Consider the following 25,150-nt stretch of genomic DNA (forward strand, 5'->3'; position numbering starts at 1 on the left):
AGCTATTTCGCTTCTTCTTTGCTTCACTCATTCTCGTCATCCCTTCCAGGACGACAGCTTAAATCAGTGTCTCAAATTCGGGGTCCACTTTAGACGCCTGCCATCAGACCAATGAATGCTCCGCCAAGTTTGATGCTGCTGCTAATGGATTTCATATTTTTAAAAGATAGGAAAATTGAATTGCAGAGTTATTGCACAGAGACATGAAGGCGCTTTTCTACTCAAGTTCGACTGCGGATGGCAATAGTCGTGAACACTCTGCGTTCCCTTAGAGGGAACGCAGACATGAGCGGCAAAGGGATAGTTTTGGAGCCGTACTTCGCGTGCGGAACTTGGCAGACAAGCTCTGCACAAAAGCCGGCTATCCGAAACGTCTAGGATCGTATGGCCTAGGATCGATGTAGGGTGAGCTGCCAGTAATCAGGTCAGCTAATAATCTGGAAGTTGTCGGGCCAAGAGTAAATCCTTGATGTCCATGGCCAAAATGGAACCAAAGGCCGCGGTGTCGGCCGGCGGAGCCCACGAGTGGCAACATATCCGCGACACACGGACGAGCTCCCACCCATGGATTTGACTCAACAGGAGCACCCAGGCGTAGCAATTCGTCTGCAAAGACTTCTGCTGCACTCAATTGAACAGGGGTGGGAGGCGCTCCAAGTTCGGCAAATTCTGCGCCGGTGGTAATGCGAAGGCCTCGCTTCATCGGTACCAAGGCATATCCGCGTTCAGCGTCCAGAAGTGGGAGCTTGAGTCCACTTTCAGATTTATAGTGCCGGTGGTAGCCTCTTTTTATGAAAAGCGGGATTTTATATCCTAGTGGTTCGACGAGTTTCGCGGCCCACGGACCTAAGCACACTACCGCATCTGATGCCGTTATCGGTCCATCAGACGTGTGCACCTGCCATCCATTGTTGTTGAAGCGCAGCGTGTCAGCATCACAATTAAGAATAGTGCCACCGTTGCGCTGAAATAGTGCAGCGTACCGCTCTACAAGTTCTCCAGGATCACTGATCGTCCATGTGTCTAGCCAATGAATCGCACCGGCTAAAGCATTGTTGAGAGCAGGCTCGGCTCTTTGAAGACCTTGGCTATCATAAAATGCAACGTTGAGCCCATGTTCGGCAGCGATGGTATTGGCTTGCTTTACGGTCTTATCGAATTTTTCAGAATTCCGATAAGCCTCCAGCCATCCATCTTTCCGAACTAATTCACCCGCATTCGCAGCCTCAATAAGTTTCTCGTGCTCGGAGATGCTGTGCTGTATAAGCGCCGCATAGGAAGCAATTGTTCTGGAATATCTGACCGGAGCGGATTCATGCCAGTAGCGCGCTAGCGTAGGCAGTATTTTCAATGTTGCTGCCAAGTTGTAGTGGACGTCATTGCCACTGCCGGCAATCACCTTGCGCAGTGTTTGCCATTCCCGCGGAAATGCGTATGGGCGTACGGCTTCTCGCTGTATAAATCCTGCGTTTCCGTATGAGGTCTCTTGTCCTGGCGCTCGGCGATCTACAAGTGCGACGTCATAGCCCCGTTCTTGAAGGGCAAGCGCGGTGCTGACGCCAACCATTCCGGCCCCCAGAACAATTATTTGTTTTGTCATTTTTCTTCCTTTGGCCGTCGACCGTTAAGTTTCTAGTCTACAGAAGCTACGACCGCGATTTCAATTTTGGCCGGCAGGACCAGATCAGCGACAACGGTGGTCCGTGCCGGATAGGGAGCGGAAAAGAAATTGCGATAAACCTCATTGAATTCAGAAAAGTCGTTTTTGTCAGTGAGGTAGACCGTTGTGCTCACCACATTGGTCAGCTTGAGCCCCGCTTCTCCCAGCGTATGCGCAATGCGCTCAATGACAAGTTGTGTTTGAGCGCTGATGCCTTCCGGAATGGTGCCTTCCGACGTCAGTGGCACCTCGCCCGATAGAAATGCCAGTCCATTGACAATACGGAGTTTGGAGAAGGGGAGGGAAGAGTATTGGCTCATCGGCTAGTTCTTAATGTTTAGTGAAAATGCGGCGCACATGCAGACCATCCAAAAGTCGCCGCATGCAAAGCAGCGCCGAGTATGTCTTTTCGAGATAATTGGTGGATGCTATCAATCGTTCAATGGCACTTCAAATCATCTTTTTTTCGTTTATGTAATAGACCGTCTCTATTAGTTTATTCAGACGCGCTGGCACGCAGAGAAGGAGGCCTTTCCAGGAGTGCAGAGCGCTGGATGCGTGACAATGGACTTGAGCTCAGCATCGATGACTTTATCTCGAATGAATAGGGGCGCTCCCCAATTGGTCTTGGAACGGTGCTGAACTTTTTCCCCCATTTCTGTATTGCACGCTCCACGGTAAATACTCATCGTACTCATCGGCGTGAAAGGTCGCGATTAATTGAATTCCAAATGGCATGCTATTGTGGTCAGCTCCGCAGGGAAGCGAGAGGGTAGAATTGGTTGCCAAGCCTGGAGGCTTTCTATCTTTCAACGATGCATTTTTCTCTAACGAGAGATCCTCGGCGGGCATCCAGAGTCCAGTCAGATGGGTTGACTCTTTTCTGTACGAATGAAGAAGCTCACCACCACGGAAAAGATGGCTGCCGAGACCAGGAATGCAAACGCGTAGTTATAATTGGAGAAAGCGCTGACGAGTATCCCGATGACCAATGGAGATATGAATCCCGCTGCCTGCCCTCCGAGATTAACCATGCCCACGCTGCTGCCAATTAGCCTTGTGTCCAGGATTTTGGTCGGCAGAGCAAAGCAGGCGGCCAGTACGAACGACTTGAAGAAGTAGGCCAGGCATTGAAAAATGATCACTCCGGTTACATCGCTGGCGACATACATAAAATAGACAAATAGAGCTGTCAACGCGGAGCTGACCACAAGCATTACCCGCTCTCGACCATTGAAGAATCGCATCATCAGCCAGCCTCCGATTGCCGTGGATATCCCCGCCATCACGTAGGGAAGAGGAAGCAATAGACCAACCGCTTTTAAATCTAATCCGCGAACTGTCATCAAGTATGTCGGCATCCAGGAATCGAGGCCTTTGTTGACAACAGAGAGGCCAAACCATACCGCCACAAGTTGCCACATCAATGGTAGTCGCATTAATTCATTGATTGTCTTGCTGTTGACTGGTCTTTTGCCACCGTCCGTTCGCTCGCTCAACGGCCGCACGCAGAGCCAGTATGCAATGGCGAAAATGATGCCGACGATTCCGATGTAGTGAAATACATTCCGCCAGCCAAAATGCAGGATCAACGGTGCGATGATGACAGGGGCAAGCATGCTTCTGATGTAGTTGGACGACATCAGAACAGAAGACATCTTAGGGCGCTCGCCCTTGTCAAAATGCTCTGCTACGCCCTTGATACTGGCAGCGGGAAACGAACCTTCTCCAATCCCGAAGAAAAATCGAATCACAACCAGGCTGGTGATGGACCAGGCCATACCCGTTAAACCTGTGAACAGTGACCACATCAAGATTGATATGACGATTACAGGCCTTGATCCGAAGCGGTCAGCGAGCCATCCACCCGGCAATTGCAGAAGCGAATAACCTAAGAAAAAACTGGACAAAAGGAGTCCTAAATCGGATGGCTCAAGGTGGAATTCGCTGGCGATGTGAGTTGCCGCGAAGGTAATGGCGGCTCGGTCGATATATGAAATACACCAACCCAGGTAGAGCAGCGCCAGGACGGCATATTTGTAGAATCTTGTTTGCACTGCGGAAATCATGATGAGCCCCTGCTTGACGAGTAAGTCCCACGTGTCAGTTGTCTTTAACGTGAGTGGCAGTAATCCTGCCATCGTGATTGGCGGGTCGGAGATCCGTCTTGACCACGACTTTGCACGCATTCTAAGTGCGCAAGTGGTTTGCCACTAGTACAGGTTTTCGAAGAAATAATTGCCGAATCGGCATACCAGTCCTACAATCCACACATGACATCCTCCAATACAAGAATTCTTGAAGAAACGGCCGTGCGCTATTTCCTTGAAGTAGTCCGGCGTGGGTCAATTACGGAGGCGGCAATCACTCTCAATGTCGCCTCTTCTGCCATTAGCAGGCAAATTTCGCGTCTTGAGGATGCGTTGGATACCCCTCTTTTCGAGCGCATATCTCGTGGCATGCGGCCCAATGCGGCAGGTGAGCTTCTAGCTGCACATGCTTTGCGCATGCAGCTGGAAGCTGAACGTGTCGGCAACGAACTGGCTGCATTGAAAGGTTTGCGCCGCGGCGAGGTCAAGTTGGCTTGTACCGAGGGTTTTGCGTTGGAATTTGTTCCACATGCTATTGCGCAATTTAGAGAACGACACCGAGGTATCCGTTTTCACTTGTCGGTTGGCAACGCGAAATCCGTAGCTCAGCTGGTACGGGAGGGCACGGTTGATCTGGGATTGACATTCATGTTGGCGCCGGACCCGGATATCAAGGTTGAATTTTCGCAAAAGGCGCCGATCATGGCTGTCATGCATCCCGATCATGTTTTGGCTGGGCGAAAACGAGTGAGCTTGTCTGAGCTCGCCCAGTACCCGTTGGGAATGCCGAAAAAGAATATTACGATGCGACGTTTGATTGACGCCTGCTGTAGCAGGAGTAACGTCGTGTTGGAGCCCGTGCTGTCAGCAGACTCGATTAGCGCACTGCTGTCCTTTGTGATGTCTGGTAACGGAGTTGGCTTTTCAGCGCAAATTCCGATCAGGGAATATTTGCGAACACGCAAGTTGGTCGCGGTGCCAATTAAAGACAAAGATATGAATGCTCTTTATTTAGAAATTCAGTCGCTATCGGGCCGGACACTACCTCAGGCAGCGCGTTCATTCCTCAATACATTAATCGATCGGGCTTCTGAATATGCCTGATTGCGTGAAGCTTTTGTTGCTGCCAGTGATACGACGAACTAAGAGATATTCGAGATGAGTTGATTCACTCCCATGCCGGAAATTGTCATCAGGAGATGAGAACCAACAAGATCCGGTACATCGACTTCGGGCTCATACGAGACGCTAAAACGGCCATCATCGATGCAAGCAGACGCGCTAATGCATTGCTTTTTATAGGTCGATTTTCAACTCATCATTCTCAAGCACATCCCGGAGGATGTCGCCTGGCCCCGGCTCACTTTCCTTTGATGTGTTTCTCCGCCCACTGCTCTGCAGTGGTGGCCGCAATCGATTGCCGCGCATTGAACGTCCCTGCCTTCGGCCAGGCCACACCCTTGCCCTGTGCAAAGACGGCACGGTATTTCTTGATGTGATGAGAGGGATCCTTTTTCAGTTCGTCGAGCAGGTAAGGCACGCTCCAGACATTGCGCCGGAACGGGCGTCCGAGGACACGTTCCAGAATATTGGCCACCTCGCCGTAGGTCACCGTATCACCCGACAGATAGACGATTTCATTCTTGAAGCGGGGCTCGAAAAAGACGATCTCCGCCGTCAGCACGCCGATGTCGTCCGGCGTAGTCAGGGTCACGCTGGTGTCCAGGCTGCCCAGGGCGTTGACGGTGTCATTGGCGAAGTCCACCACTTCAAACACCGGTTCGAACATGAAGCTGGTGAACATGCCGGTCGAGATGATGACCCATTCCGTCTTGTTCTGCGCGCGCAGCAGTTCGCGCACGTCGAGCTGTGCATCGAACAGGTCCTGCGGACTGCCGCGTCCGATGGCTTCGAAATCGACACCGAACTGCCACGGGAAGTAGCGCTTCACTCCCGAGCGCAAGGCGGCCGTGGCGAGCTTCATCGGCGTCTCGCGGCCGGCGACCATGCCGGCACAGCCGATGACGGTATCAAAGCGCGCGAAGATTTCTGCCAGCTGATCGATCGTATCGTTCACGAGATCTGCCGCCACCATCCGGATTCCCAAGGCGCGGAGTTCGTCCATCTCCGCTTTCTTGGCGGGGACCTGGGAGTTGATCGTCGATTCCCTGAGCAGCACGCTGATGGCCGACCCCGGCGCGCGTTCCGCCACGCGGGCGAGGTTGCGCAATACCGGGAGGCCGAGTTCGCCTGCGCCCAGCACGAGGATGGATTGAGGGGGAGTTGCGGTGTGGCATGCATGATCTGTCCTGAGGGTCGTTGCTGATAAGATGGCCGCATGGTTGCACGATCACGCAACGCTCTCAAGAAGGCACACGGATGATACCAAGGACAGCAATCATCGCAGACGAATCACTGAAGGAGGCAGAAGCCATCTGCCAGACCTTGCGCGAGGATGACGATGGCGTCCGGCGCGATGTCCTTGCGCATGCAGGCAGCCGCTGGGCCCTCGGCATCCTGCACGCGCTGGGCGTGTACGGCACGCTGCGCCACGCCGAGCTCAAGCGCCAGCTCAGTGGCGTGACCCAGCGCATGCTCACCAAGACGCTGCGCGCACTGGAACGCGATGGTCTGCTGCTGCGTCACGAAACCGATGAAAAGCCACTGCGCGTGGAGTACGAGCTCACTGCCTTGGGCAAGGAATTGCTGCTGCGCATGTCACCGATCTGGACCTGGGTGGTGGAGCACGCGGAGGACTTCCGCCACGCGCGGCATGCCTTTGATCGCCAGGCCGAGGCCGGAGAAAATATTCACCGGAGCTGGTAGTCCCCCTTACATTCGTCTTGCACGAGCCCATCCAGAACATCATGTCGCGCATTGCAATCACCGGCCAGGTCGTGGCTCCCCGGGACGTGGACAGCGTCTCTCGTCCCGTCGTGGCCCTCGGCACCACATCGGTCGCAAAGGACTGGGAGAACGCCAGGCATCAGCATCGCAAGGCGCAACTGATCTATTCGGTGCGCGGCATGCTCAACTGCGAAGTCGAGGACGGCGTCTGGATCGTGCCCCCGCAGTGCGCCGTCTGGATTCCGGGCGACCTGCCCCATGCCGCCCGTGGGGCAGGGGAGACGGAGTGTTATTGCCTCTTCGTGGAGCCGGATGCCGCCCCGGATCTGCCGACCAATTGCTGCACCATTTCCGTGTCGCCCTTGCTGCGCGAGCTCTTGCTCAAGGCGGCAGGTTTTCCCGAGCTGTATCCCCTGGGCGGGCGAGAAGAGCGCCTCATCGCCGCCTTGCTTGACGAGCTGGTGTGCGCGCCGGTGGAAGACCTGCATCTGCCGATGCCGCGCGACCTGCGCTTGCGGCGTCTGGCCGACATGCTGCTGGCCGATCCCACCGACAAGACCGCCAAGGCCGATTGGGCCCATCGCATCGGCATGAGCGAGCGCAGCATGAGCCGCCTCCTGCAGCAGCAAATCGGCATGAGCTTCGGCCGCTGGCGGCGCCAGTTGCACGTGATCCTGGCGCTGCAGCGCCTGACCAAGGGCGACAGCGTACAGACCGTGGCATTGGAGTTGGGCTACGAAAACGCCAGTGGCTTCATCACCATGTTCCGCAAGGCCGCCGGGAAGTCGCCGGCTCGCTATCTCTCCGATCGCATGGACAGCCCGGTTCCCGCACCGGTACCGGCATCACCCTGCCGACTGCACACCGCTCCTGAATTGCGCCGGCCTACCAAGCCCTGATCGTGGCCGAAATGCGAAATACTCTGGCCTGGTTTCGCTATTGCGACAACCGATCTTCATTGTTAAATGGCTGCTCCAAATAACAATGATTATCGTTTATGTCCTCTCGCCATGCTGTTTCATCATCGCGTCGCTTCGTCGCTCTACCTGCCCCCGCGTTCTCCGGCCGGCTCTCCGCCAGGGCCGCGTGCGACTTGCCCTGGCGCACGCCCCACAAGGTCTTGAATTCGGCGGTCGCGGCCGCCGTCCTGCTCGGGGCGCAAGCCAGCTTCGCCGCGGATGCATCGCCAGTCCTGCAAAGCCGGCCTGATTCCGGGACGGCTGCGCAAGCGCAAACCAGCTTGCCGGCCATCACCGTCACCGGGCATGCGGAGTCGGCGACCACGGAAGGTAGCGGCGCCTACACCACCGGCGAGACGGCGGCGGCGACGCGCTTGCCGCTGTCGTTGCAGCAGACGCCGCAGGCGGTGACGGTAGTCACTCGCCAGCGCATGGATGACCAGCAATTGAACTCGGTGCAGGGCGTGCTGGAGAACACCATCGGTATCACGCCCTACCAATCCGATAGCGAGCGCACGAGTTTCTATTCGCGCGGCTTCCTGATCAACAATGTGCAGTACGACGGCATCCCCACGGTACTCGGCAATACCGTCAATGGCAGCGGGATCAGTGCGGTCGATACCGCCTTCTATGATCGCGTGGAGGTGGTGCGGGGTAGTTCCGGCCTGCTCACCGGGACGGGCAACCCGTCGGCCGCCATCAATCTGGTGCGCAAGCGGCCGACCCAGGATGTCGCGGCGACGGCCTCGCTCAGCGCAGGCAGCTGGGATACCCATCGCGCCATGGTCGATCTCTCGACTCCTGTGACAGCAGACGGCCGCATCCGCGCGCGGCTGGTCGGCAGCGATCAGGACGGACATTCCTACATCGATGGCTACAAGCCCGGCAAGAAGACGTTCTACGGCATCGTCGAGGCCGACCTGAGTTCGCACACTACCGTCAGCCTGGGCTATGACGACCAGCACATCACCTCGGCCGGCGCTACCTGGGGCGGTTTGCCGCTCTGGTTCAGCGACGGGACACAGGCTGCCTACGCCTCGTCGAAGAGCTATGCGCAGGATTGGAGCCATTGGGACACAACCCTCAAGACAGCCTTTGCCGAGCTCGATCATCGTTTCGACAACGGTTGGAAACTGCATGCCATGGCCAGCCAATACCGCACCGATTTCAATGCCGAACTGCTCGGGCTGGTCGGCCGTCCGGACCGCACCACCGGGCTGGGCGCCTATCCCTTCGGGGCGTATCCGGTTGCCCTCGCGTCGCAGGGCAGCAGCCGCACCAACACCTTCGACGTGATGATGAGCGGCCCCTTCGAACTGCTGGGCCGCCATCACGAGGCAATCGTGGGCGCCACGACCTCCCGCCGCACCTCGGACGAAAATGACATCGCCCCGTTCTATGCCGGCTTCTTGCCGGTCAACATCAATGACCTCAGCACACCATTTGCCCGTCCGGATTTCGCAGCGATGTCGTCGGTTCCGACCAGCACCGTGATCAAACAAAGTGGTCTCTACGGTGCGGCCCGTCTGTCATTGGCCGATCCCTTGAAGCTCATCGTCGGCGCACGCGTGAGCAACTATGAAATTGACAACAGCGTCGGCGGCGCTGCGATGCATTACGAGAAGAACAGTGTCCTGACGCCCTATGCGGGGCTGGTCTACGACATCAACCGGATCTATTCGGCCTATCTCAGCCATACGCGCATCTTCAATCCACAAACCGACTACCAGGACAGCAAGGGCAACGTCCTCACCCCGGCCACGGGAAAGACGACGGAGATCGGCCTGAAGGGGGCGTACCTCGAAGGACGCCTGCAAGCCTCCGTTGCCCTGTTCGAAACCCGGCTTGATAACGCGGCCCAGATCGTGGCCGGTGCGTTCACCCCTGCGGGCGCGCAAGCCTACAGCGGGGCAGATGGCACCAAGTCGCGCGGGGTCGAAGTGGACCTGCAGGGCGAGCTGGCACGCGGCTGGAATGTCTACGCAGGCCTCTCCCATTTCATCGCCGAGGATGGCAATGGTGTGCGTCTGAATTCGCAGCTGCCGCGTACCACGGCGCAGTTGTTCACCACCTATCGTCTGCCCGGCGCGTGGCACAAGCTGACGGTGGGGGGCGGCGTGAGATGGCAGAGCGGCATCTACGAGGCGGCCAATACCGGCACCAGCACCTTGGGCGGCCAGCAGGGCGGCTATGCCCTAGCATCGCTGATGGCGCGTTATGCCGTCTCGCAGAAGACCACGGTGGCGTTCAACGTGAACAACCTCTTCGACAAGACGTACGCGCTGCAGAAGGGGGACTTCGATACCGTGACCTATGGTGCTCCACGCAACATGATGGTGACGCTGGACTACCGGTATTGAGTCTGCGCAGTCGCCCTTCTCGTCATCAGCACTTCTTATGACTTCTTCTTTTAATCATCTGGAAAAATGATATGTCAACTCAGGCGCCGATTTCCCCCGCGCATCCTCTGCCGATCCGGCATCCGGACAAGACCGCCTTGTTCTGGCTGGCCACTGCCATCGGGGCCGTACTCTTCGTGAGCTTCCAACTGTTTTTCTACGTCAACGATTTCGTGAGAACGCAGGGCAGCGCGCCTGCCATCACCTTCGAGACCAAGGTGCTGTGGATGTTTTCCGCCTATTACGGCTGCTGGATCATCACGGTCCTGCTCGCACTGTCCGCCCACCGCGCGACCCGATGGAGCGCGCTGATCCTGGGCAGCCTGCTGGTTGTCCTCAACACCTTGGGCGGCATTGCCGATGGATTGCGCGATGGCTGGCACATTGCCTTCTCGGCGGTGTTCTTCATTTCATTGCCGGGCGTGTTCGCCATCACGGTCACCTGGCGCAACCTCAATCGCAAAGGAGCAGGCCATGTCGATGAATAGTGCGGATTTCCCGCTTGTATGGATGAATCTCGCCCAGCAACCCGGACATGATCACGAGCAGGATTTCTCGGAATTTGAAAGCAACCTGCAACGCGAAGAGCCCTTCGTGCTGCTTACCGATACCGTCCCGGCCGAGGACCACGAGCATTCCGCAGAGGAGAAGAAACGCACCGCCCTCTGGATGAAGCAGCACAAGCAAGCCTTGCGCAAGCTGGTGCTGGCCATGATCGTGGTGGAGCCCAACGCGGCCAAACGGATGGGCTTCAAGCCCTTCGCGGTCGTCTTTGCCAAGTTCTGGGGATACCCGCTGTTGCTGGCGGGTTCGCGTGAGCAGGCCGAGACGATGGCGAGGGACCTGCTGGCGCGCAACGGGCAGGGGTGACTGGCTCTTTTCCCTGTTGCAGCCTAGGGCCTGTTCACATTCAATCTGTGAGATGCGTTGCCCCCAGAAGGCGTGGTGGCAAGGCGCGCGTCAGGGCTGGTGGTGGTGCCACCAGCCCTGACGTGCAACGCGGCCAGCGCGCCTTCTGGGGGCAACCCTCCGGGAGAGGCCGCCAAGCGTCGCCTGCCGTTGTTGCAGCTCCTTGCCGTGGCACCACCACGGCAAGGAGCTGCGCCTAGGCAGCCAACGCTTGGCGACCTCTCGCACTCACAGATTGAATGTGAACAGGCCCTAGTTGCCACGCCGCTGCGCACCGCCCGTCACCGCCAGGATCAGCCCCGCCATCACCACGACACAGCCCGTCGTCTCTGCAGTCGTCGGCATGTGCCCCAGCACCGGCCACGCCAGCAGTGCCGCCAAACCTGGCGTGAGGGCCGGGAAGATCGCAGCACGGCCGGCGCCGAGCAGGGAAACCGTCCTGGCATAGGTGAACAGGGTTCCGGCACCGGCGATCAGGCCCTGGATGACCACTTCCGTCCACAGCACGTGCGGCGACGAAGCAAGCAGGGAGCGCGCCCCCGTCAGAACCAGGTAGAGCGGAACATAGGTGATCAGTGCCGAGAAGGCGATGACGGCCGTGGCCAGCAGGGGATCGAGGCGGTTCTTGCGCAGGACGATCCCGAAACCCGCCCAGAGCGTGCCGGCCAGGATGAACATGGCGTCTCCCATGAGCGTGGTGCCGGTGAAGCTGGATGCGTTGAGCCCCGCCACCAGCAACAGCCCGCCCAGCACCGCGAGGATGCCCATGGAGCGGCGCCAGGTGATGCGGTCACCTGTGAAGATCGCGCCCAGCAGCATGCCCATGACACTCATGGCCGAAAAGGGAAACACCGCCGCATGGCTGACCGGCGCAAACTGCAGGCCGCCGAACATGAGCATGCCGAAGGGTACGCCTGCCAGCAGGGCGATCCCCAGCCAGGTCTTCCACCGGTCGGTGAACTGACGCTGGTCCCTGATCCAGGCCATCGCCAGCACCGGCGCCGTGACCAGCCCGGCGACACCGAAACGCAGCGCCGTCAGGTCAAAGGTCTGCAGCCCGCGATTGATTCCCCAGCGGGCGAAGACGGTGTAGAGCGCGCCGATACCGGCGGCCAGCAAGCCGATCAGTATCCCGCGGGCGAAAGTGTGATGTCCCTCGGGCCGCGTGGGGGAGGGGGAGAGTGAATTCTGCATGGGGTTGCGTCCCGTTCGATGTGGGTGAAGGGCAGCACTGGTGCTGTACGCCTCTGCGGCCGGCACCAGTGCGCTCACGGCAAGGACCGTGGATTACTTTGCCGCCAGCAGGTGCTGCAGCACCGGCAGCAGGCTCTCGGGCTCCGGGCGACGGGTGTAGTCGGGGTTGACTTCGGCGTAGGCGATCACGCCATCCTGGCCGATGACGTAGCGCGCAGGCATCGGCAAGGTCCAGGCCGGGTCGTCGTTGAAGGCGGGCAGATCATTCTTCAGGCTCTTGTACAGCTCGACCAGGTAGTCCGGCAGGCTGAAGCGCAAGCCGAATGCAGCTGCCACCTCATTGCGTACGTCGGAGAGGATCGGGAAGTCGAGCTTGTTCTGGCGCTGTGACTTGCGGCTGTTCGGAGCGGTCTGCGGCGAGATGGCCACCAGGTTCGCGCCCAGTTCCCGGAAGCGCGGCAAGGATTCCTGCAAGGCCTGCAGTTCGAGGTTGCAGTAGGGGCACCAGACGCCGCGATAGAAGCTGATCACCAGCGGCCCGCGGGCAAGCAGTTCGGCCGATGAAACGGCATTGCCGTCCGGGTCGGCCAGGATAAATTCCGGCGCGCGGTCGCCGGCCTTGAGCGCACGGCCGGCTTGACCGGACGCGATCAGTTCGGCTGTGGCGCGCTCCATCACGGGGTGGATCTCGGGAGGGGCGAAGTAGGGGGCCTTGCCGCCCTTGAAGTCAGCCTTGAAGGCGTCGAGTTTGTCTTGCAGTGTCATGATGGTTTTTCCTTTGAAGGGTGTTTGGCAGATCGTGTGAACGGGGCAACGGCAGCCGGCATCGTCAAGCCGGTGGCAACAGCGACTCCACCCGGGCAATGGCGCGCTGTACTGCCGGGCGTTGCGACATCGTGGCAAACCAGCGCGCCACATGCGGGCTGGCCTCCAGATCGACGCCGGCAAACTGGCTGCGCCAGATCCAGCCGAAATGGGCGATGTCGGCAATGGAATAACTGCTGCCGGCGACGAAGTGCTGCTGCGCCAGCAGACGGTCGAGCAGGCCCAGCGTGCGCAATGCTTCCCCGTGGAATCGTGCAATCGCATGGGGCAGCGCTTCAGGCGCAAGCTTCCGGAAATAGCCCGCCTGTCCGAAGGCCGGACTGAGCGCGGAAGCGTGAAAGAAAAGCTGCTCGAAGACGCGGGCGCGTGCCACCCCCTCCACCGGGAGCAAGGCCCCGTGCCGTTCAGCCAGATAGACCAGGATCGCCGCCGACTCGCTGAGCACCACGCGCTGCTGGTCCTGCATCACTGTCAGCACGGGGACCTTGGCGTTCGGGTTCAGGGCGAGAAAATCGGCCGACCGTTGTTCGCCCTGGCGCACATTGACGGTGTGGATCTGGTAATCGAGGCCCAACTCTTCCAGGGCGATCACGGGCTTGATGCTGTTGGGCGTGGCAAAGGCGTGGAGCTGGTACATGGTGCATCCTCAAGAAGGGTGGCGAGGGCCGGCCGTGCTTACAGCGCAGGCGCGGCCGGGAAATCGACCGGCACCTGGGTCAGGGCATGCAGGTAGTTGGTGATGATCTTGTCGCCGATCACCATCACGACGTCGACCAGGTTGCCCTCCGAATAGCCTGCCGCGAAGAAGGCGTCCACCAGCGCGGGGGCGGCATGGCCGCGGTGTTCGGCGGCGCTCTTGACCAGGCGGGCCAGCGCATCCAGGCGGGCGTCAAAGGCAGCGCCACCCTTGCGGATCGCAATGATCTGTTCGGGTGTGAAGCCGACCATGCCACCCAGCACCGTGTGCGCGGCCAGGCAGTAGGCGCATTCGTTGACCTGGCTGACCACCAGGTTGATGACTTCGCGCTCCTTGGCCGTGAGCGAGCTCTTGCCGTTCTGCAGCGTCAGGTAATTGCCCAGCGCATGTTCCGAGTGGGCGAACGTGGCGTACAGGTTGGGCACCATGCCCAGGCCCTTGCGAAGATTGTCGAAGATGGCCTGGTTGGCGGGAGAGACGGTAGCGGCGGTCGGGATGGTGAAGGTGTTCATGAGATGTCCTTGGGGTTCAGTAAAGGGTTGCGACAGGGCGAACTATGGGCGCCTTGATCGCGCCGGGGTAGCCAGCCGGATGGCATAGCCTGTATTCCTGCAACCGTAGAAGCGGCGATCAAGGCGGCGTGCGATCAGCCCAGTGCGGGCTTGGTCCATTCGTTGCCCGCCATGAAGCTGTCGAGCTCGGTACCGACCAGGTGGTTGGTGTAGTTGCTCATCACCTTGGTGGCCACGCCCAGGACCACTTCCAGCACATTGCGGCGGGTGTAGCCGGCGGCGATGAAGGCCTCGACGTCGGCCTCGGCAACGAAGCCGCGATCACGCACGACCAGGGTGGTGAAGCGATGCAGGGCCTCCAGCCGGGCATCCGGCAGTGCAGTACCGGCGCGCAAGGCGGCGATGACGGCGGCGTCCATCTTGATCATCTTGGCCAGCGTGGTATGGCCAGCCATGCAGTAATGGCAGCTGTGCTCGAAGTTGGCGGTGAGGTAGACCACCTGCTGTTCATGCGGGGTCAGGCTGCTCTTGGCGAACAGGTCCCACAGGGCGGTGTAGCCCGCCAGCAGCTCGGGGGAGTGCGCCATGTTGGCCTGCAGGTTGGGAATGAAGCCGAAGGCCTTCTTGACCTCATGGAGGACGGGTTTGGAGGCTTCGGGGGCGGTATCTTGCGTGTAGACGGTGAACTTGCTCATGGTCATTCTCCTGTGGGTGGATGTCGTTGCGACCCCTGAATCATCGGCCAGCGCCCATGGCCCGGGTAGACCGGCAGCGCGCATATAATTCATTCCTTCACGGAATACTCAAGCGCAGGCCTAGGGCCTGCCAAAGGAATGCAATGGACCGACTCGCCCTGATGGAAACCTATGTCTGCACGGTGGAAACCGGCTCGTTCTCGGCGGCGGCACGTCGCCTGGAGGTAGGGCAGCCCGCCGTGTCCAAGGCCATCGCGCAACTGGAAGAACGGCTGCAGGCGCGGCTGCTGTTGCGCTCCACCCGCGGCCTGACGCCCACCGAAGCGGGGCAGGCCTACTACGAGTCGGCCAAACGCGCCATCGCAATGGCCGACGAGGCCGACAGCGTGGTCCGGGGTGTCAGCGCCGACCTGGTGGGCAAGCTGCGCGTCTCGGCGGCAGTCACCTTCACGCGGCTGCATGTGATTCCCCATATCAAACGTTTCATGGAGCACCATCCCCAGCTGGAGATCGAAGTGGTCCTCGACGACCGCCATATCGACCTGCTGGAGAACGGCATCGACATCGCGCTGCGCATGGGCAATCTCGGCGATTCCTCGATGACGGCGCGCAGGGTCGCCACGGGGCGCCGCATGGTGGTGGCCACGCCAGCCTACCTGGCACAGCGTGGTGTGCCACAGAAGCCGGCCGACCTGGTGCATCACGAGGCGGTGGTTTACCTGTCCGATGCCGGTGGCGCGACGACCTGGTCCTTCGAGCGGGACAGCGCCGAAGTCTCGGTCACAGTCAGCGGGCACTTGCGCGTGAGTGCGGCCGAGGGCGTGCGGGCTGCCGTCTGTGCGGACGTGGGCGTGGCCATCGTGTCCGAATGGATGTTCGCCCCTGAGCTGGCGCGCGGCACGGTGTGCCAGCTTCTGCCCGAGTGGTCCCTGCCGACCATCGATGTCTGGGCGCTTTATCCTTCCGGCCGCCTGGCAAGCGCCAAGGCGCGGGCGTTTGCGGCTTTCGTGGAAGAGATCATGATGGGGGAGGGGGCGGCGCCTCCGGTGGAGGCCCAGGATTGAGGTCTGCCGTCCGGCCCTCGCGGGTGCGACGAGCATGACTTGCCGCAGGAATGTCGCGATGGCGATTCATGACGCTGTGTCACTTTTCAAGTGACGTAATCACGTCAAAGTCATCCATGCTTTTACGTTAAATTATCTCTCCCTGAACGCGCTCAGGCCACCTTGTTCCGGTCGCAGCGAACGCATGCGATGCGGTCATCATGAAGACTTTCATAGGGAGAATCATATGGAAAAGAAGCCAGCTATCCTCATCGTCGGGGCCTCGCGTGGCCTCGGTCTGGCGCTGGTCGAACAATTTTGCCTGCGCGGCTGGCAGGTGCTGGCGACGGTTCGTACGCCGTCCTCGGCGCTGGATGCCTTGAAGGTGCGCTTTGGCTCTGCACTTGAAGAAGAGGTGGCGGATATCGCCGACGAAGCCAGTGTCAGGGCGCTGCGCCAGCGGCTTGAGGGCCGCACCCTGGAGATGCTGTTCATCAATGCGGGCATCGCAAAGTCCATCAACGAGAGCGCCGGCACTGCGCCGGTCCAGGACTTCCTGGACATGATGCTGGTCAATGCCTTCAGCCCGATGCGCTTCATCGAAATCTTCGACGACATGGTGGCGCCGGACGGCACCATTGCCGCGATGTCATCGGAGTTGGGAAGCATCACCGGCAATGAGGGTGGCTGGGACCTGTACGCCTCCAGCAAGGCAGCCCTGAACATGCTCATGAAGTGTTACGCGGCGGCCCGGCCCGGGGACCAGCGCGCCAAGCTGGTGGTGGCTCCCGGCTGGATCCAGACCGAGATGGGCGGGCCGGGGGCCAGCTTCACCGTGGAGGAGACGATTCCGCTGGTGGTCGACATGCTGGAGAAGAACCACGGCAAGCCGGGCCTGCGCTTCGTTGACCGCTTCGACCGCAGCTTGCCCTGGTAATCTGCCATCGCTGTCGTATCACCCATGTGCCCGGCCCTTGCCGGGCACACGCCTGTTGAGGCCCATCATCTGCCATCGATGGCGTACAGGCGTGCAGTCCGGCAGACCTTCAGTCTCCCGCCGCTTGCCCGGTGATCGACAAGACAAAATCCAGGAAAGCACGGGTCTTGGCCGGGAGATAGTTGCGCGAGGGATAGAAGGCATGCAGCGGAAAGCGTTCATCGCTCCAGTGCGGCAGGAGATTGATCAGCCGCCCTTCGGCCAGCAGGTTTTCCACCCCCAGTTCCATCACCTGTGCCACGCCAAAGCCGGCCAGGCAGGCGCTGTGCATCGTGCCCACGTCATTGACCAGCAAGGGGCCATCCACGCGCAAGGCGATCAGTTTGCGGCCACGCTTGACGTTCCAGGCGAAAGGTCTTCCGGTTTCCGGATCCCGGTACTGGATGCAGACATGCTTGCCCGACTCCAGTTCGCGCGGCGTGTCAGGCCGGCCATGGGCCTTGATGTAGGCGGGCGACGCGACCGTGAGGATGCGGGTATCCAGCAACTTGCGCGAGATCAGCGAGGAAGAGGCGGGCTCCCCGAAGCGGATGGCGAGGTCGAAGCCTTCGGCGACCATGTCGCCGAGCTGCTCGCGGGTGATGAGATCGAGCCGCAGGTCCGGATGGCGTCGCATGAAGCTGCCCAGCCGCGGGCCCAGGATCAGTCGCGAAAAGAAGGGATCGATATTGACCCGCAGCCGCCCGCGCACGCTCTGCCGCCCTTCGGCCATGGTCCCGGCGGCTTCCTCCAGGGCCGAGAGCAGGGGAGCGATCTGGTCGTACAAGCGGCGTCCCTCTTCGGAGAGCGACACCGAGCGCGTGGTGCGCTCGAACAGCCGCACCGCCAGCCGTTGCTCCAGCCGTGCAATGGCGCGGCTCACGCCCGACGGCGTCATGTCCAGGGCCTCGGCGGCTGCCGCGAAGCTGCCGCCCTTGACTACCGCTGCCAGGACGCCCATCCCGCTAAACATGCGTTCGTCGAATGTCATGCCTTCCTTCCAGAAACAATGAACGATTTCCTTGTCATGCATGGCCAGTGCAGCCGAGCGCATCATGGCAGATCGCGCGCATGCCTGGAGCGCATGACCAGCAAGAGCGAGAGCACCATGGCCATTCCTGCCAGCGGCGCAAGCGCTTTCGGGCCAAGGGTGTCGACCACCAGCCCGCCGGCCAGTGCACCGGTGGCGATGGCGCCGTTGAAGGCGATCACGAACAATGATAGCGCGGCTTCCGAATCGCCGGTCTGGCGGGCGGCCCGGAATACCCAGGTCTGCAGCAGGACGGGCAGGGCAGCGTAGCTCATTCCCCAGGGGACGAGCGAGGCGATGGCCACCGGCTTGACATCGCCAAAGGCCCACAGCAAGGCCATGCTTGCGATGAGCACGACGAGGGTCCCGATGAGGGCCGCGCGCAGCGAGCGCGCCATGAAGCGGCCGATGGAAAAATTGCCCAGCACGCCGGCCAGGCCATACACCAGCAACAATGAACTGATCCAGGAAGGTGCGATGCCGGTCACGTTCTGCAGGTACGGGGTGATGTAGGTGTAGGCAAGGAAATTGCCCGTCATCACCAGCGAGGTAGCAAAGAAGATGAAGCGGATCGGACCGTGGCGGTAGGCCACCGCAATGGCTTTCAGGGAGGCGCTGCCTTGCGAGGGCAAGGACGGCACCAGCGCCCAGGCCCACAGGCAAACCAGGAGGCTCAGCCCGGCCAGCACCAGGAAGGCGGCATGCCATCCCAGGGATTGGCCGATGAAGGTGCCAAGCGGCACCCCGAGCACCGAGGCGACCGCCAGCCCGCCCAGCACCACGGAGGTGGCCTTGACGGCCTGGTGCTCGGGGACCAGGCGGATCGCCATGGCCGTGGCGATGGACCAGAAGATGCCGATGCCTGCGGCCACAATGAGGCGGGCCAGGAGCAGCATGGCAAAACTGTTGGCCGAGGCGGCCAGGGCGTTGCCGGCCAGGTTGATGCCCATGAGCGCCACCATGAGCCACTTGCGGTCAAAGCGCGCGGTCAATACCGTCAGGGGGCCGGCGGTGAGGGCCACGAAGAGCGCAAAGCCGGTGACCAGCAAGCCGGTCATGCCGACTGACAGATGGATGCCGTCGGCAATCGGGCCCAGCAGGCCCACCGGCAACAGTTCGGAACTCACGAAACTGAAGCACCCGACCGCCAGTGCCAGGATGGCCAGCCATGTGCGCACGCTGGCCCCCTTGGGGGGATGGGTGGCGCACAGGCCGGAAGAAGAGCGGGAATTGCCGGTGGCAGTGCCAGTGGCAGGCGAAGATGAAGGCATGGCGACTCCTGTAGGGAAGATGATTCGAATGGGGCGTGTTAACGCACACCCGAATTTTCATCTTCTGTCCAAGAGTCGGCGATAGCATCAATATCAGAAATGAAGTGACAGGAAGTCACTAATGGAAGATGCAAAAAATAATATACCCGCCAGGTTTGCGCCGGAGTTTCTGCGTCGGTTTGCTCACGCAAGCGCCGCTGCAATGGCCTCAGGCACGAAGGGACGATTGTTCATGAAGCAGGCTCCCACGAAGACCGCCTCGGCGTAGACCACGTCTCCTACCTTGATCTGCTGCACGAAATTGACCCGGCTGCGCTTCTCGTGTTTCTGCAGTTCGCAGGTGACCTCCATCGTGTCCCCCTTCTGCAGGCTCTTGCGAAAACGCAGCGAGTATTCCAGCACCATGAAGACCTGGCCCTGCTTGAAGGCTTCTTCGATATCGATGCCCAGCCCTTCTTTGAGGAAGGCGTGCCGCGTCCATTCCATATAAAACGGGTAATACAGCCCGTCGACCACGCCCTGGAAATCGATATGCTTTGGATCCACTTCAAACTGTTTTGAAAACATGGTGTTGCTCCTTTCGTTCAGATCAATCAAATCGTTGACAAGATAATCGCACGGCAGGACTGCCGTCTACCTCCACGAGCCGGGACATGGCGAACGGTCCGGCCGGTAAAACGAAGTCAAGCCCGGCCTTGTTTTGCGAATCCGGCTACCATCGCCGATATCGCCTGCAAACCGCCATCCTGATCTCACCTGCCTGATTCCGCTTATGCCTTTCCCCCATTTCCTGCCTCGTACGAAAGCCTCCCTGGCTGCCACCCTGTTCAGCTTGTTGGCCGCTCTGCCGACGCTGGCACCTGCTGCCAATGCTGCCAATGCTGCAGCGCTGCCTGACAGGGGAGATGCCCCCGTCTATGGCCCCCAATTGGAGGGCTTCGACTACCGCTGGCCGGTCTCGCGTTATCGTTTCCACTCACAGCGCCAGGACATCGAGATGGCCTATCTCGATGTGGCGCCTGCAGCCGGTAGCGTCCCGCACGGTACCGTCGTCCTGCTGCACGGGAAGAATTTCTGCGCCGGTACCTGGGAGCAGACCATCGACGTCCTGCGTCATGCCGGCTACCGCGTGATTGCACCGGACCAGATCGGCTTCTGCAAATCCAGCAAGCCCGAGCAATACCAGTTCAGCTTCCAGCAACTGGCCGCCAACACGCACGCCTTGCTGGACTCGCTCGGCATCGATCAGGCCATCCTGGTCGGCCACTCTACCGGCGGCATGCTCGCCATCCGCTATGCTTTGACCTATCCACAGCAGACCCGGCAGCTGGTGCTGGTCGACCCCATCGGCCTGGAAGACTGGCGCGCCAAGGGCGTGCCGCCGGTATCGGTGGACCAGTGGTATGCGCGCGAACTCGGTACGACGGCCGAGCGCATCCGCAACTACGAGCGCGCTACGTATTTCTCCGGGCAGTGGAGCGCGGACTATGAGCCCTGGGTGCAGATGCTGGCCGGCATGTATCGCGGGCCGGGCAAGGAGCGGGTGGCGTGGAATTCCGCACTGCTGTATGACATGATCCTTACCCAGCCAGTAGTCTACGAACTCAAGAACCTGAAGACGCCCACGGTCCTCATGATCGGCGACCAGGACAGCACCGCCATCGGCAAGGAATTCGCGCCGCCGGAATTGCGGGCTGCACTGGGCAACTATGCGGTCCTTGGGCGGGAGGCGGCTGCCGCCATCCCGCACTCGACATTGGTCGTCTTCCCCGGCGCTGGCCATGCACCGCAGATGCAGATGCCGGAGCTGTTTCATGCGCAGCTGCTCAAGCTTCTTGCGCCGCAAGGCGGGCGCTGAATGACAGAGGGCTGCGCTTGTTGCCTTACCTGATCTTCATTCAAGGATAAAACGATGGAACGCTGGATCGCCTACGCATTCATTTCCATGGCCTTCGCAGGCTTCACCTCGGTCATCGCCAAACTGGGATTGACCGGCATCTCCAGCGACCTGGGATTGGCCATCCGGACCTGCTTCGTGTTCGTCTTCGTCCTCATGTTCGCCGCGGCCGTGGTGCCGGCGGCGCAACTGGGTGCGGTCACCTGGCAGAACGTCCTCTGGCTCGGCCTGTCGGGTGTGACTACCGCCGTCTCCTGGGTGTTTTACTACAAGGCCATCAAGGCGGGCGATGTCTCGACCGTGGCGCTCATCGACAAGGGCAGTGTCATCGTGGCCTTGCTGATGGCGGTGTGGATCCTCAATGAAGTCATCACCCCGGCCAAGCTGATCGGGGCTGCGTTGATTGCAGCGGGATTGCTGGTGATTTCTCGCGGCTAGGCCAAGCTGCGGGGCCCGCGCGTTGCGAGCGCGTGCGGCCACGCCCGCGGGGCCCATGCCGCGCGTCTTACTTTACCCCCGCCGAGACGGCCATCCGGTCAAAATCCGCATCCAGCTTCTGCAGCGCGCCTGCGATGCGCTGCTGCCGGGCCTTGATCCATGCATCCTGCTGGGCCACGCGCGCAGTCGCTTCGCGCAGCATGCGATCCATCTCGGCTGGCTGCGGGCCGCCGACGGTGGCGCGATTGCGCACGATGGCCACCGGATCGAGGGTGCTGCGGAACTCCTGTTCCGACATCGGCAGGGCCTGCGGGAATTCCGAATTCAACACCGCCTCGTGATAGATGCGCTGCGCCTGGGCATAAGGAAAGTCCAGCGGGCGGATGTCGTTGGCCTTGGCATACTCCACCACTTCCGAGGCGAAGTGATGGCCCACGCGGAAGGGCAGCTTGTACTTGCGCATGAGCACGTCGGCCAGCTCCTGGGAAGCGGTCCAGTCGCTGTTGAGTTCTTCCAGTGCGCGCTTCGGATCGATCACCAGTGCCCCCAGGATGCTCTCCCAGTTCTTCAGCACCTTGACCGTATTGAGCACCATCTCCTTGTTGGGTTTCACGTCCTTGGCATCGCTCATGCCGGGCGGGAGGTTGTGCGCCACGATGGCCACGCCCATGCCCTCGGCAATGACCGTGGAGGCATCGCGCCGGGTGCTGTTGAGCAGGCCCGGATTGCGCTTCTGCGGCATGGCCGAAGACACATAGGTATTGGCGCCACCCTCTTGCAGCAGGATCCACGGACGCGGCTGCGCATATTGCGTCATCACGTCCTGGATGAAGGCGCCGGCATGCAGGGCGATGGAGGAGACCACAGCGCCCGCTTCCACCGGACCATCGACGGCCGACAATTGCGCCGCATCATAGGCGTTGTCGACGATGGCGGAAAAGCCCAAATAGTCGGCCATGCGCTGCCGGTTCAGCGGCCAGCTGGTACCGTTCAATACGGTGGTGCCCATGGCCGAGCGGTCCAGGCGGACATAGGCTTCGCGCAGGCGTTGGGCATCGCGGTCCAGTGCGGCAGCAAAGCCCAGCAGGTAGTGGCCGTAGCTGTTGGGCTGGGCGGCCACGCCATTGGTGTAGTTGGGCACGATGGTGTCGCGCTGGCTGGCGGCCAGCTTGACCAGTGCGGCCGTGGTGGCGTTGAGTTGGTTGGCCAGCGTCAGCAGGTCTTCGCGCAGGATCGCCGCGCGCAGCGTGGAGAGCATGTCCTGGCTGGAACGGCCGGCGTGCAGCAGCGTGATCTGCGGACCGGCCGCCTGGATCAGCAGCGGCTCGAAGGTGATCACCAGCGTGGGCCGCTTGGCACCGGGCAGTTCGCCATCGGCCAGCACCTTGCGGATACCCTTGACGACCAGCGGCGTCATCGATTTATCCAGCAGGCCTTCGTCGGTATTGATGACGGCCGTGGCCTTGTTGATTTCGCCGAGCCAGAAGAATTCATCATGGCGCGGGGCCTGCTGCGCGTGCAGGGGCGCAGCGCTGCCCAGCAGGGCGGCGGACAGGGCAAAGGCGAGCGTGGAAAGCTTGGGCAAGGCGGTCTCCTGGGGGTTTGATTGGACTGTGCAGGGCGCCTATCTTAGCGGGCAAACGCAATCTTGGTTTCTGCCCGCTCAATCACACACCCTGCACACCCGGCACGTCCTGTTTTCAGCCGATGCTGTTGACCAGGTTCTCGCCGCCGGTCACGTCCAGTACCGTGCCGGTGACGTAGGGATTGGTCATCAGGAACAGGGCCGCATGGGCGATGTCTTCCGCCTGGCCCGCCCGGCGCGCCGGGAAGCTGGCCGCCACCTGTTGCGACATGCCCGCCCGCACTTCGGCCGGGAGGAAATTCCACATGTCCGTTTCCACATAGCCGGGGCGGATGGTGTTGACCCGCGTCGGTGCCAGTTCCACCGCCAGCGACGCAGACAGCGCCTCGACCGCCGCGAAGCTGGAGGTCACCGCCGTGAAGCCAAGCTTGGGCCGCACTGCCATGCCACCGCTGAGGAAAGTCATGGTGCCGCCCTTGCCCAGCAGCGGCGCGGCGTAGCGGGCACAGGCCCAGGTGCCGAGGAACTTGCCTTCCACATAGCTGCGCACGCCGCTCATGTCGGCATCCATGAAGCCGCCCCAGGTGCCGATGTCGGGTGCAGCCGTGACCACCAGGTGATCGAAAGGACCGATGGCGGCGAAGGCGGCGCGTACGGCGGCTTCGTCGCGCATGTCCAGGTTCGCCTGCTGGAAGCCGGCCAGGTCAGGGCGGGCTTCAAGGGAGGTGATGCGGCGACTGGCGACGACGACGGTGGCGCCGGCGGCCAGTGCGACGCGGGCGATGCCCAGGCCGATACCGGTCTTGCCGCCGACCACGACGACTTTCTTGCCGGTGAGGGAGAGGGAGGGAGCTTGGCTTGCTGTAGTCATGATGGAATCCTGTCGGTTCAAAAGTGAAGAGGCATTCAATGAAGCCGGCCTTGCAAAGCGCAGCGGCCAGTGGCAACGATGATGCTAATTACCTTGTGCTTTGCTGATAATCCCGTCGATTGCCATTGCTGTTATTCTGTTTTGGAATAAATCGGCCCCCGGGCTTTTCTTGATAGCGAGCACCCATGGACAGATTCCAGGAAATGACGGCCTTCGTTGCCGTCGTCGAAACCGGTGGTTTTTCGGCCGCAGCTCGCCGCCTGGGCGAATCACAATCGGCCGTCAGCAAGGCCGTGGGCGCGCTGGAAAGGCGCCTGGGCGTGGCGCTGCTCCATCGCAGCACCCGCAGCGTGACCCTCACCGATCACGGCCGCACCTACTACGCCCGCACCGTGCCGCTGCTGGAAGAAATGGCCCAGACCGATGCCGAGCTTTCCAGTACGTCCCAGGAACCCGCCGGCCTGGTCAGGCTGGCCACCTCCGGTACCTTCGGCCGCCTGCACGTGCTGCCGCTGGTGCCGCTGCTGCTCAAGCGCCATCCCGGCATCCGGCTCGACCTGCAGTTTGCCGATGGCGTGCGCGACCTGCTGGCCGATGGCATTGATCTCGCCATCCGCGTCAGTCCGCAGCAGCATCCCGATGCCGTGGTCAAGCGCGTGGCCAGTACCTCGCTGGTCTGCGTGGGGGCGCGCAGCTACTTCAGGCGGCATGGCCTGCCGCGCACACCGCAGGACCTGGCACGCCACAACTGCCTGATCTACAACGACATGCGCGAATGGCCCTTCAGCGGACCGCAAGGGCGTTTCAGTGTGGCGGTGCAGGGCAACCTGTCGGCCAATACGGTCGAGGCCATCCTCTCGGCGGTGCGCGCGGGCGTGGGGATTGGTCTCTTCAACCGGGCTTCGCTGGTGGGCGAGATGCGCCATCCGGACATCGTCACCGTGCTCGATGCCTACCTGTCCGAGACGCGCGACATCAGCCTGGTCTGGCCGCGCCGCCGCTTCATCCCGCAACGGGTGCGGGTTGTGACGGAATTCTTTGCCGCCGAGCTGGCAAGCAGGATCTGAGCGGCCGGGCGGCCGGAAGGGCTGCATGATCCTTCACCTTGATGGAGGAAAATACGTCGCTTCGGGCAGGAAACGATATACTGTGCATCCATACAGGTGCGACCTGAAAGTCGCTGTTTCAACTGTTTCACGCCAGAACACCGGTGATGGAACCTGCTGTTCTGCCAGCAGTAGCCTACTTAGAC

At 60.9% G+C, this 25,150-nt stretch carries 25 protein-coding genes; 11 read left to right on the forward strand and 14 right to left on the reverse strand.

Features of this window, described 5'->3' with window-relative positions; translation table 11 throughout:
- Positions 1-361 precede the first annotated feature (361 nt).
- The 3 genes from CEJ45_RS23455 to CEJ45_RS23465 form a co-directional block, all read right to left on the reverse strand.
- Positions 362-1,600: an NAD(P)/FAD-dependent oxidoreductase gene (locus tag CEJ45_RS23455; RefSeq protein WP_088757412.1), complete on the reverse strand. Its 1,239-nt coding sequence runs from the start codon at positions 1,598-1,600 to the stop codon at positions 362-364.
- 32 nt (positions 1,601-1,632) lie between these two features.
- Positions 1,633-1,980, reverse strand: a complete 348-nt coding sequence (locus CEJ45_RS23460; RefSeq protein WP_088757413.1) for a RidA family protein — start codon at positions 1,978-1,980, stop codon at positions 1,633-1,635.
- Between the two features lie 543 nt (positions 1,981-2,523).
- Positions 2,524-3,729: an MFS transporter gene (locus CEJ45_RS23465; RefSeq protein ID WP_088757432.1), complete on the reverse strand. Its 1,206-nt coding sequence runs from the start codon at positions 3,727-3,729 to the stop codon at positions 2,524-2,526.
- Between the two features lie 204 nt (positions 3,730-3,933).
- On the opposite strand from CEJ45_RS23465, the gene CEJ45_RS23470 reads away from it, so the two are divergent.
- Positions 3,934-4,854 (forward strand): LysR family transcriptional regulator, encoded by a 921-nt coding sequence (locus CEJ45_RS23470; protein WP_088757414.1) that lies wholly within the window; start codon positions 3,934-3,936, stop codon positions 4,852-4,854.
- 256 nt (positions 4,855-5,110) lie between these two features.
- Here CEJ45_RS23470 and CEJ45_RS23475 read toward each other — a convergent pair whose 3' ends face one another.
- Positions 5,111-6,013: an aromatic alcohol reductase gene (locus tag CEJ45_RS23475; protein WP_338152880.1), complete on the reverse strand. Its 903-nt coding sequence runs from the start codon at positions 6,011-6,013 to the stop codon at positions 5,111-5,113.
- A gap of 116 nt (positions 6,014-6,129) precedes the next feature.
- On the opposite strand from CEJ45_RS23475, the gene CEJ45_RS23480 reads away from it, so the two are divergent.
- The 5 genes from CEJ45_RS23480 (at position 6,130) to CEJ45_RS23500 (ending at position 10,825) form a co-directional block, all read left to right on the forward strand.
- Positions 6,130-6,576 carry a winged helix-turn-helix transcriptional regulator gene (locus tag CEJ45_RS23480; protein WP_420913321.1) on the forward strand — a complete coding sequence of 149 codons (447 nt, stop codon included), beginning with the start codon at positions 6,130-6,132 and terminating at the stop codon, positions 6,574-6,576.
- Positions 6,577-6,617: 41 nt separating this feature from the next.
- Entirely contained in the window at positions 6,618-7,496 is an 879-nt protein-coding gene (locus CEJ45_RS23485; RefSeq protein ID WP_088757434.1) for an AraC family transcriptional regulator, read from the forward strand.
- A 341-nt stretch (positions 7,497-7,837) separates the two neighbouring features.
- Positions 7,838-9,916, forward strand: a complete 2,079-nt coding sequence (locus tag CEJ45_RS23490; protein ID WP_241517416.1) for a TonB-dependent siderophore receptor — start codon at positions 7,838-7,840, stop codon at positions 9,914-9,916.
- A gap of 71 nt (positions 9,917-9,987) precedes the next feature.
- Positions 9,988-10,443 (forward strand): hypothetical protein, encoded by a 456-nt coding sequence (locus tag CEJ45_RS23495; RefSeq protein WP_088757417.1) that lies wholly within the window; start codon positions 9,988-9,990, stop codon positions 10,441-10,443.
- Positions 10,430-10,825 (forward strand): hypothetical protein, encoded by a 396-nt coding sequence (locus CEJ45_RS23500; protein ID WP_088757435.1) that lies wholly within the window; start codon positions 10,430-10,432, stop codon positions 10,823-10,825. The genes CEJ45_RS23495 and CEJ45_RS23500 overlap by 14 nt, the downstream gene beginning before the upstream one ends.
- Before the next feature lie 291 nt (positions 10,826-11,116).
- Here the strand turns inward: CEJ45_RS23500 and CEJ45_RS23505 are convergent, their stop codons facing one another.
- The 5 genes from CEJ45_RS23505 to CEJ45_RS23525 all read right to left on the reverse strand — a co-directional run bounded on the left by CEJ45_RS23505 (position 11,117) and on the right by CEJ45_RS23525 (position 14,787).
- Entirely contained in the window at positions 11,117-12,058 is a 942-nt protein-coding gene (locus tag CEJ45_RS23505; RefSeq protein ID WP_088757418.1) for a DMT family transporter, read from the reverse strand.
- Between the two features lie 93 nt (positions 12,059-12,151).
- Positions 12,152-12,823, reverse strand: a complete 672-nt coding sequence (locus tag CEJ45_RS23510) for a peroxiredoxin-like family protein (protein WP_088757419.1) — start codon at positions 12,821-12,823, stop codon at positions 12,152-12,154.
- Positions 12,824-12,887: 64 nt separating this feature from the next.
- Positions 12,888-13,520, reverse strand: coding sequence for a glutathione S-transferase family protein (locus tag CEJ45_RS23515; RefSeq protein ID WP_088757420.1), 633 nt, complete (start codon positions 13,518-13,520; stop codon positions 12,888-12,890).
- A gap of 38 nt (positions 13,521-13,558) precedes the next feature.
- Positions 13,559-14,092 (reverse strand): carboxymuconolactone decarboxylase family protein, encoded by a 534-nt coding sequence (locus tag CEJ45_RS23520; RefSeq protein ID WP_088757421.1) that lies wholly within the window; start codon positions 14,090-14,092, stop codon positions 13,559-13,561.
- Between the two features lie 134 nt (positions 14,093-14,226).
- On the reverse strand, positions 14,227-14,787 hold the full coding sequence (locus CEJ45_RS23525) for a carboxymuconolactone decarboxylase family protein (RefSeq protein ID WP_088757422.1): 561 nt from the start codon (positions 14,785-14,787) through the stop codon (positions 14,227-14,229).
- Positions 14,788-14,930: 143 nt separating this feature from the next.
- Here CEJ45_RS23525 and CEJ45_RS23530 point away from each other — a divergent pair, with 143 nt between their 5' ends.
- Entirely contained in the window at positions 14,931-15,851 is a 921-nt protein-coding gene (locus CEJ45_RS23530; protein ID WP_088757423.1) for a LysR family transcriptional regulator, read from the forward strand.
- Positions 15,852-16,077: 226 nt separating this feature from the next.
- A complete protein-coding gene (locus CEJ45_RS23535; RefSeq protein WP_088757424.1) occupies positions 16,078-16,767 on the forward strand; it encodes an SDR family NAD(P)-dependent oxidoreductase in 690 nt (229 codons plus the stop codon).
- 109 nt (positions 16,768-16,876) lie between these two features.
- Here CEJ45_RS23535 and CEJ45_RS23540 read toward each other — a convergent pair whose 3' ends face one another.
- From CEJ45_RS23540 to CEJ45_RS23550, 3 genes are all read right to left on the reverse strand, one after another.
- Positions 16,877-17,797 carry a LysR family transcriptional regulator gene (locus CEJ45_RS23540; protein WP_088757436.1) on the reverse strand — a complete coding sequence of 307 codons (921 nt, stop codon included), beginning with the start codon at positions 17,795-17,797 and terminating at the stop codon, positions 16,877-16,879.
- A gap of 62 nt (positions 17,798-17,859) precedes the next feature.
- Complete coding sequence (locus CEJ45_RS23545) at positions 17,860-19,107, reverse strand: MFS transporter (protein WP_088757425.1); 1,248 nt, start codon at positions 19,105-19,107, stop codon at positions 17,860-17,862.
- A gap of 183 nt (positions 19,108-19,290) precedes the next feature.
- Positions 19,291-19,674: an acyl-CoA thioesterase gene (locus tag CEJ45_RS23550; RefSeq protein ID WP_088757426.1), complete on the reverse strand. Its 384-nt coding sequence runs from the start codon at positions 19,672-19,674 to the stop codon at positions 19,291-19,293.
- Positions 19,675-19,879: 205 nt separating this feature from the next.
- Here CEJ45_RS23550 and CEJ45_RS23555 point away from each other — a divergent pair, with 205 nt between their 5' ends.
- On the forward strand, positions 19,880-20,965 hold the full coding sequence (locus CEJ45_RS23555; protein ID WP_088757427.1) for an alpha/beta fold hydrolase: 1,086 nt from the start codon (positions 19,880-19,882) through the stop codon (positions 20,963-20,965).
- Positions 20,966-21,019: 54 nt separating this feature from the next.
- Positions 21,020-21,442, forward strand: coding sequence for an EamA family transporter (locus tag CEJ45_RS23560; RefSeq protein WP_088757428.1), 423 nt, complete (start codon positions 21,020-21,022; stop codon positions 21,440-21,442).
- A 67-nt stretch (positions 21,443-21,509) separates the two neighbouring features.
- On the opposite strand, the gene CEJ45_RS23565 is transcribed toward CEJ45_RS23560, so the two are convergent.
- Together CEJ45_RS23565 and CEJ45_RS23570 are read right to left on the reverse strand one after the other, a co-directional pair.
- A complete protein-coding gene (locus CEJ45_RS23565; RefSeq protein WP_088757429.1) occupies positions 21,510-23,027 on the reverse strand; it encodes a lyase family protein in 1,518 nt (505 codons plus the stop codon).
- Between the two features lie 115 nt (positions 23,028-23,142).
- Entirely contained in the window at positions 23,143-23,898 is a 756-nt protein-coding gene (locus CEJ45_RS23570; protein ID WP_088757430.1) for an SDR family oxidoreductase, read from the reverse strand.
- Between the two features lie 185 nt (positions 23,899-24,083).
- On the opposite strand from CEJ45_RS23570, the gene CEJ45_RS23575 reads away from it, so the two are divergent.
- On the forward strand, positions 24,084-24,965 hold the full coding sequence (locus tag CEJ45_RS23575) for a LysR family transcriptional regulator (RefSeq protein ID WP_167386324.1): 882 nt from the start codon (positions 24,084-24,086) through the stop codon (positions 24,963-24,965).
- The last annotated feature ends 185 nt before the right edge of the window (positions 24,966-25,150 follow it).

The sequence above is a fragment of the Herbaspirillum aquaticum genome (assembly GCF_002213425.1).
Lineage (GTDB): Bacteria > Pseudomonadota > Gammaproteobacteria > Burkholderiales > Burkholderiaceae_D > Herbaspirillum > Herbaspirillum aquaticum.

What these genes read in the sequence shown, in the direction of transcription:
- CEJ45_RS23575 (WP_167386324.1), top strand. Translation starts at nt 24,084, where the DNA reads ATGGACAGATTCCAGGAAATGACGGCCTTCGTTGCCGTCGTCGAAACC.
- CEJ45_RS23470 (WP_088757414.1), top strand. Translation starts at nt 3,934, where the DNA reads ATGACATCCTCCAATACAAGAATTCTTGAAGAAACGGCCGTGCGCTAT.
- CEJ45_RS23570 (WP_088757430.1), bottom strand. Translation starts at nt 23,898, where the DNA reads ATGACTACAGCAAGCCAAGCTCCCTCCCTCTCCCTCACCGGCAAGAAA.
- CEJ45_RS23520 (WP_088757421.1), bottom strand. Translation starts at nt 14,092, where the DNA reads ATGAACACCTTCACCATCCCGACCGCCGCTACCGTCTCTCCCGCCAAC.
- CEJ45_RS23500 (WP_088757435.1), top strand. Translation starts at nt 10,430, where the DNA reads ATGTCGATGAATAGTGCGGATTTCCCGCTTGTATGGATGAATCTCGCC.
- CEJ45_RS23505 (WP_088757418.1), bottom strand. Translation starts at nt 12,058, where the DNA reads ATGCAGAATTCACTCTCCCCCTCCCCCACGCGGCCCGAGGGACATCAC.
- CEJ45_RS23530 (WP_088757423.1), top strand. Translation starts at nt 14,931, where the DNA reads ATGGACCGACTCGCCCTGATGGAAACCTATGTCTGCACGGTGGAAACC.
- CEJ45_RS23480 (WP_420913321.1), top strand. Translation starts at nt 6,130, where the DNA reads ATGATACCAAGGACAGCAATCATCGCAGACGAATCACTGAAGGAGGCA.
- CEJ45_RS23560 (WP_088757428.1), top strand. Translation starts at nt 21,020, where the DNA reads ATGGAACGCTGGATCGCCTACGCATTCATTTCCATGGCCTTCGCAGGC.
- CEJ45_RS23535 (WP_088757424.1), top strand. Translation starts at nt 16,078, where the DNA reads ATGGAAAAGAAGCCAGCTATCCTCATCGTCGGGGCCTCGCGTGGCCTC.
- CEJ45_RS23525 (WP_088757422.1), bottom strand. Translation starts at nt 14,787, where the DNA reads ATGAGCAAGTTCACCGTCTACACGCAAGATACCGCCCCCGAAGCCTCC.
- CEJ45_RS23555 (WP_088757427.1), top strand. Translation starts at nt 19,880, where the DNA reads ATGCCTTTCCCCCATTTCCTGCCTCGTACGAAAGCCTCCCTGGCTGCC.
- CEJ45_RS23545 (WP_088757425.1), bottom strand. Translation starts at nt 19,107, where the DNA reads ATGCCTTCATCTTCGCCTGCCACTGGCACTGCCACCGGCAATTCCCGC.
- CEJ45_RS23485 (WP_088757434.1), top strand. Translation starts at nt 6,618, where the DNA reads ATGTCGCGCATTGCAATCACCGGCCAGGTCGTGGCTCCCCGGGACGTG.
- CEJ45_RS23455 (WP_088757412.1), bottom strand. Translation starts at nt 1,600, where the DNA reads ATGACAAAACAAATAATTGTTCTGGGGGCCGGAATGGTTGGCGTCAGC.
- CEJ45_RS23510 (WP_088757419.1), bottom strand. Translation starts at nt 12,823, where the DNA reads ATGACACTGCAAGACAAACTCGACGCCTTCAAGGCTGACTTCAAGGGC.
- CEJ45_RS23465 (WP_088757432.1), bottom strand. Translation starts at nt 3,729, where the DNA reads ATGATTTCCGCAGTGCAAACAAGATTCTACAAATATGCCGTCCTGGCG.
- CEJ45_RS23495 (WP_088757417.1), top strand. Translation starts at nt 9,988, where the DNA reads ATGTCAACTCAGGCGCCGATTTCCCCCGCGCATCCTCTGCCGATCCGG.
- CEJ45_RS23540 (WP_088757436.1), bottom strand. Translation starts at nt 17,797, where the DNA reads ATGACATTCGACGAACGCATGTTTAGCGGGATGGGCGTCCTGGCAGCG.
- CEJ45_RS23460 (WP_088757413.1), bottom strand. Translation starts at nt 1,980, where the DNA reads ATGAGCCAATACTCTTCCCTCCCCTTCTCCAAACTCCGTATTGTCAAT.
- CEJ45_RS23550 (WP_088757426.1), bottom strand. Translation starts at nt 19,674, where the DNA reads ATGTTTTCAAAACAGTTTGAAGTGGATCCAAAGCATATCGATTTCCAG.
- CEJ45_RS23515 (WP_088757420.1), bottom strand. Translation starts at nt 13,520, where the DNA reads ATGTACCAGCTCCACGCCTTTGCCACGCCCAACAGCATCAAGCCCGTG.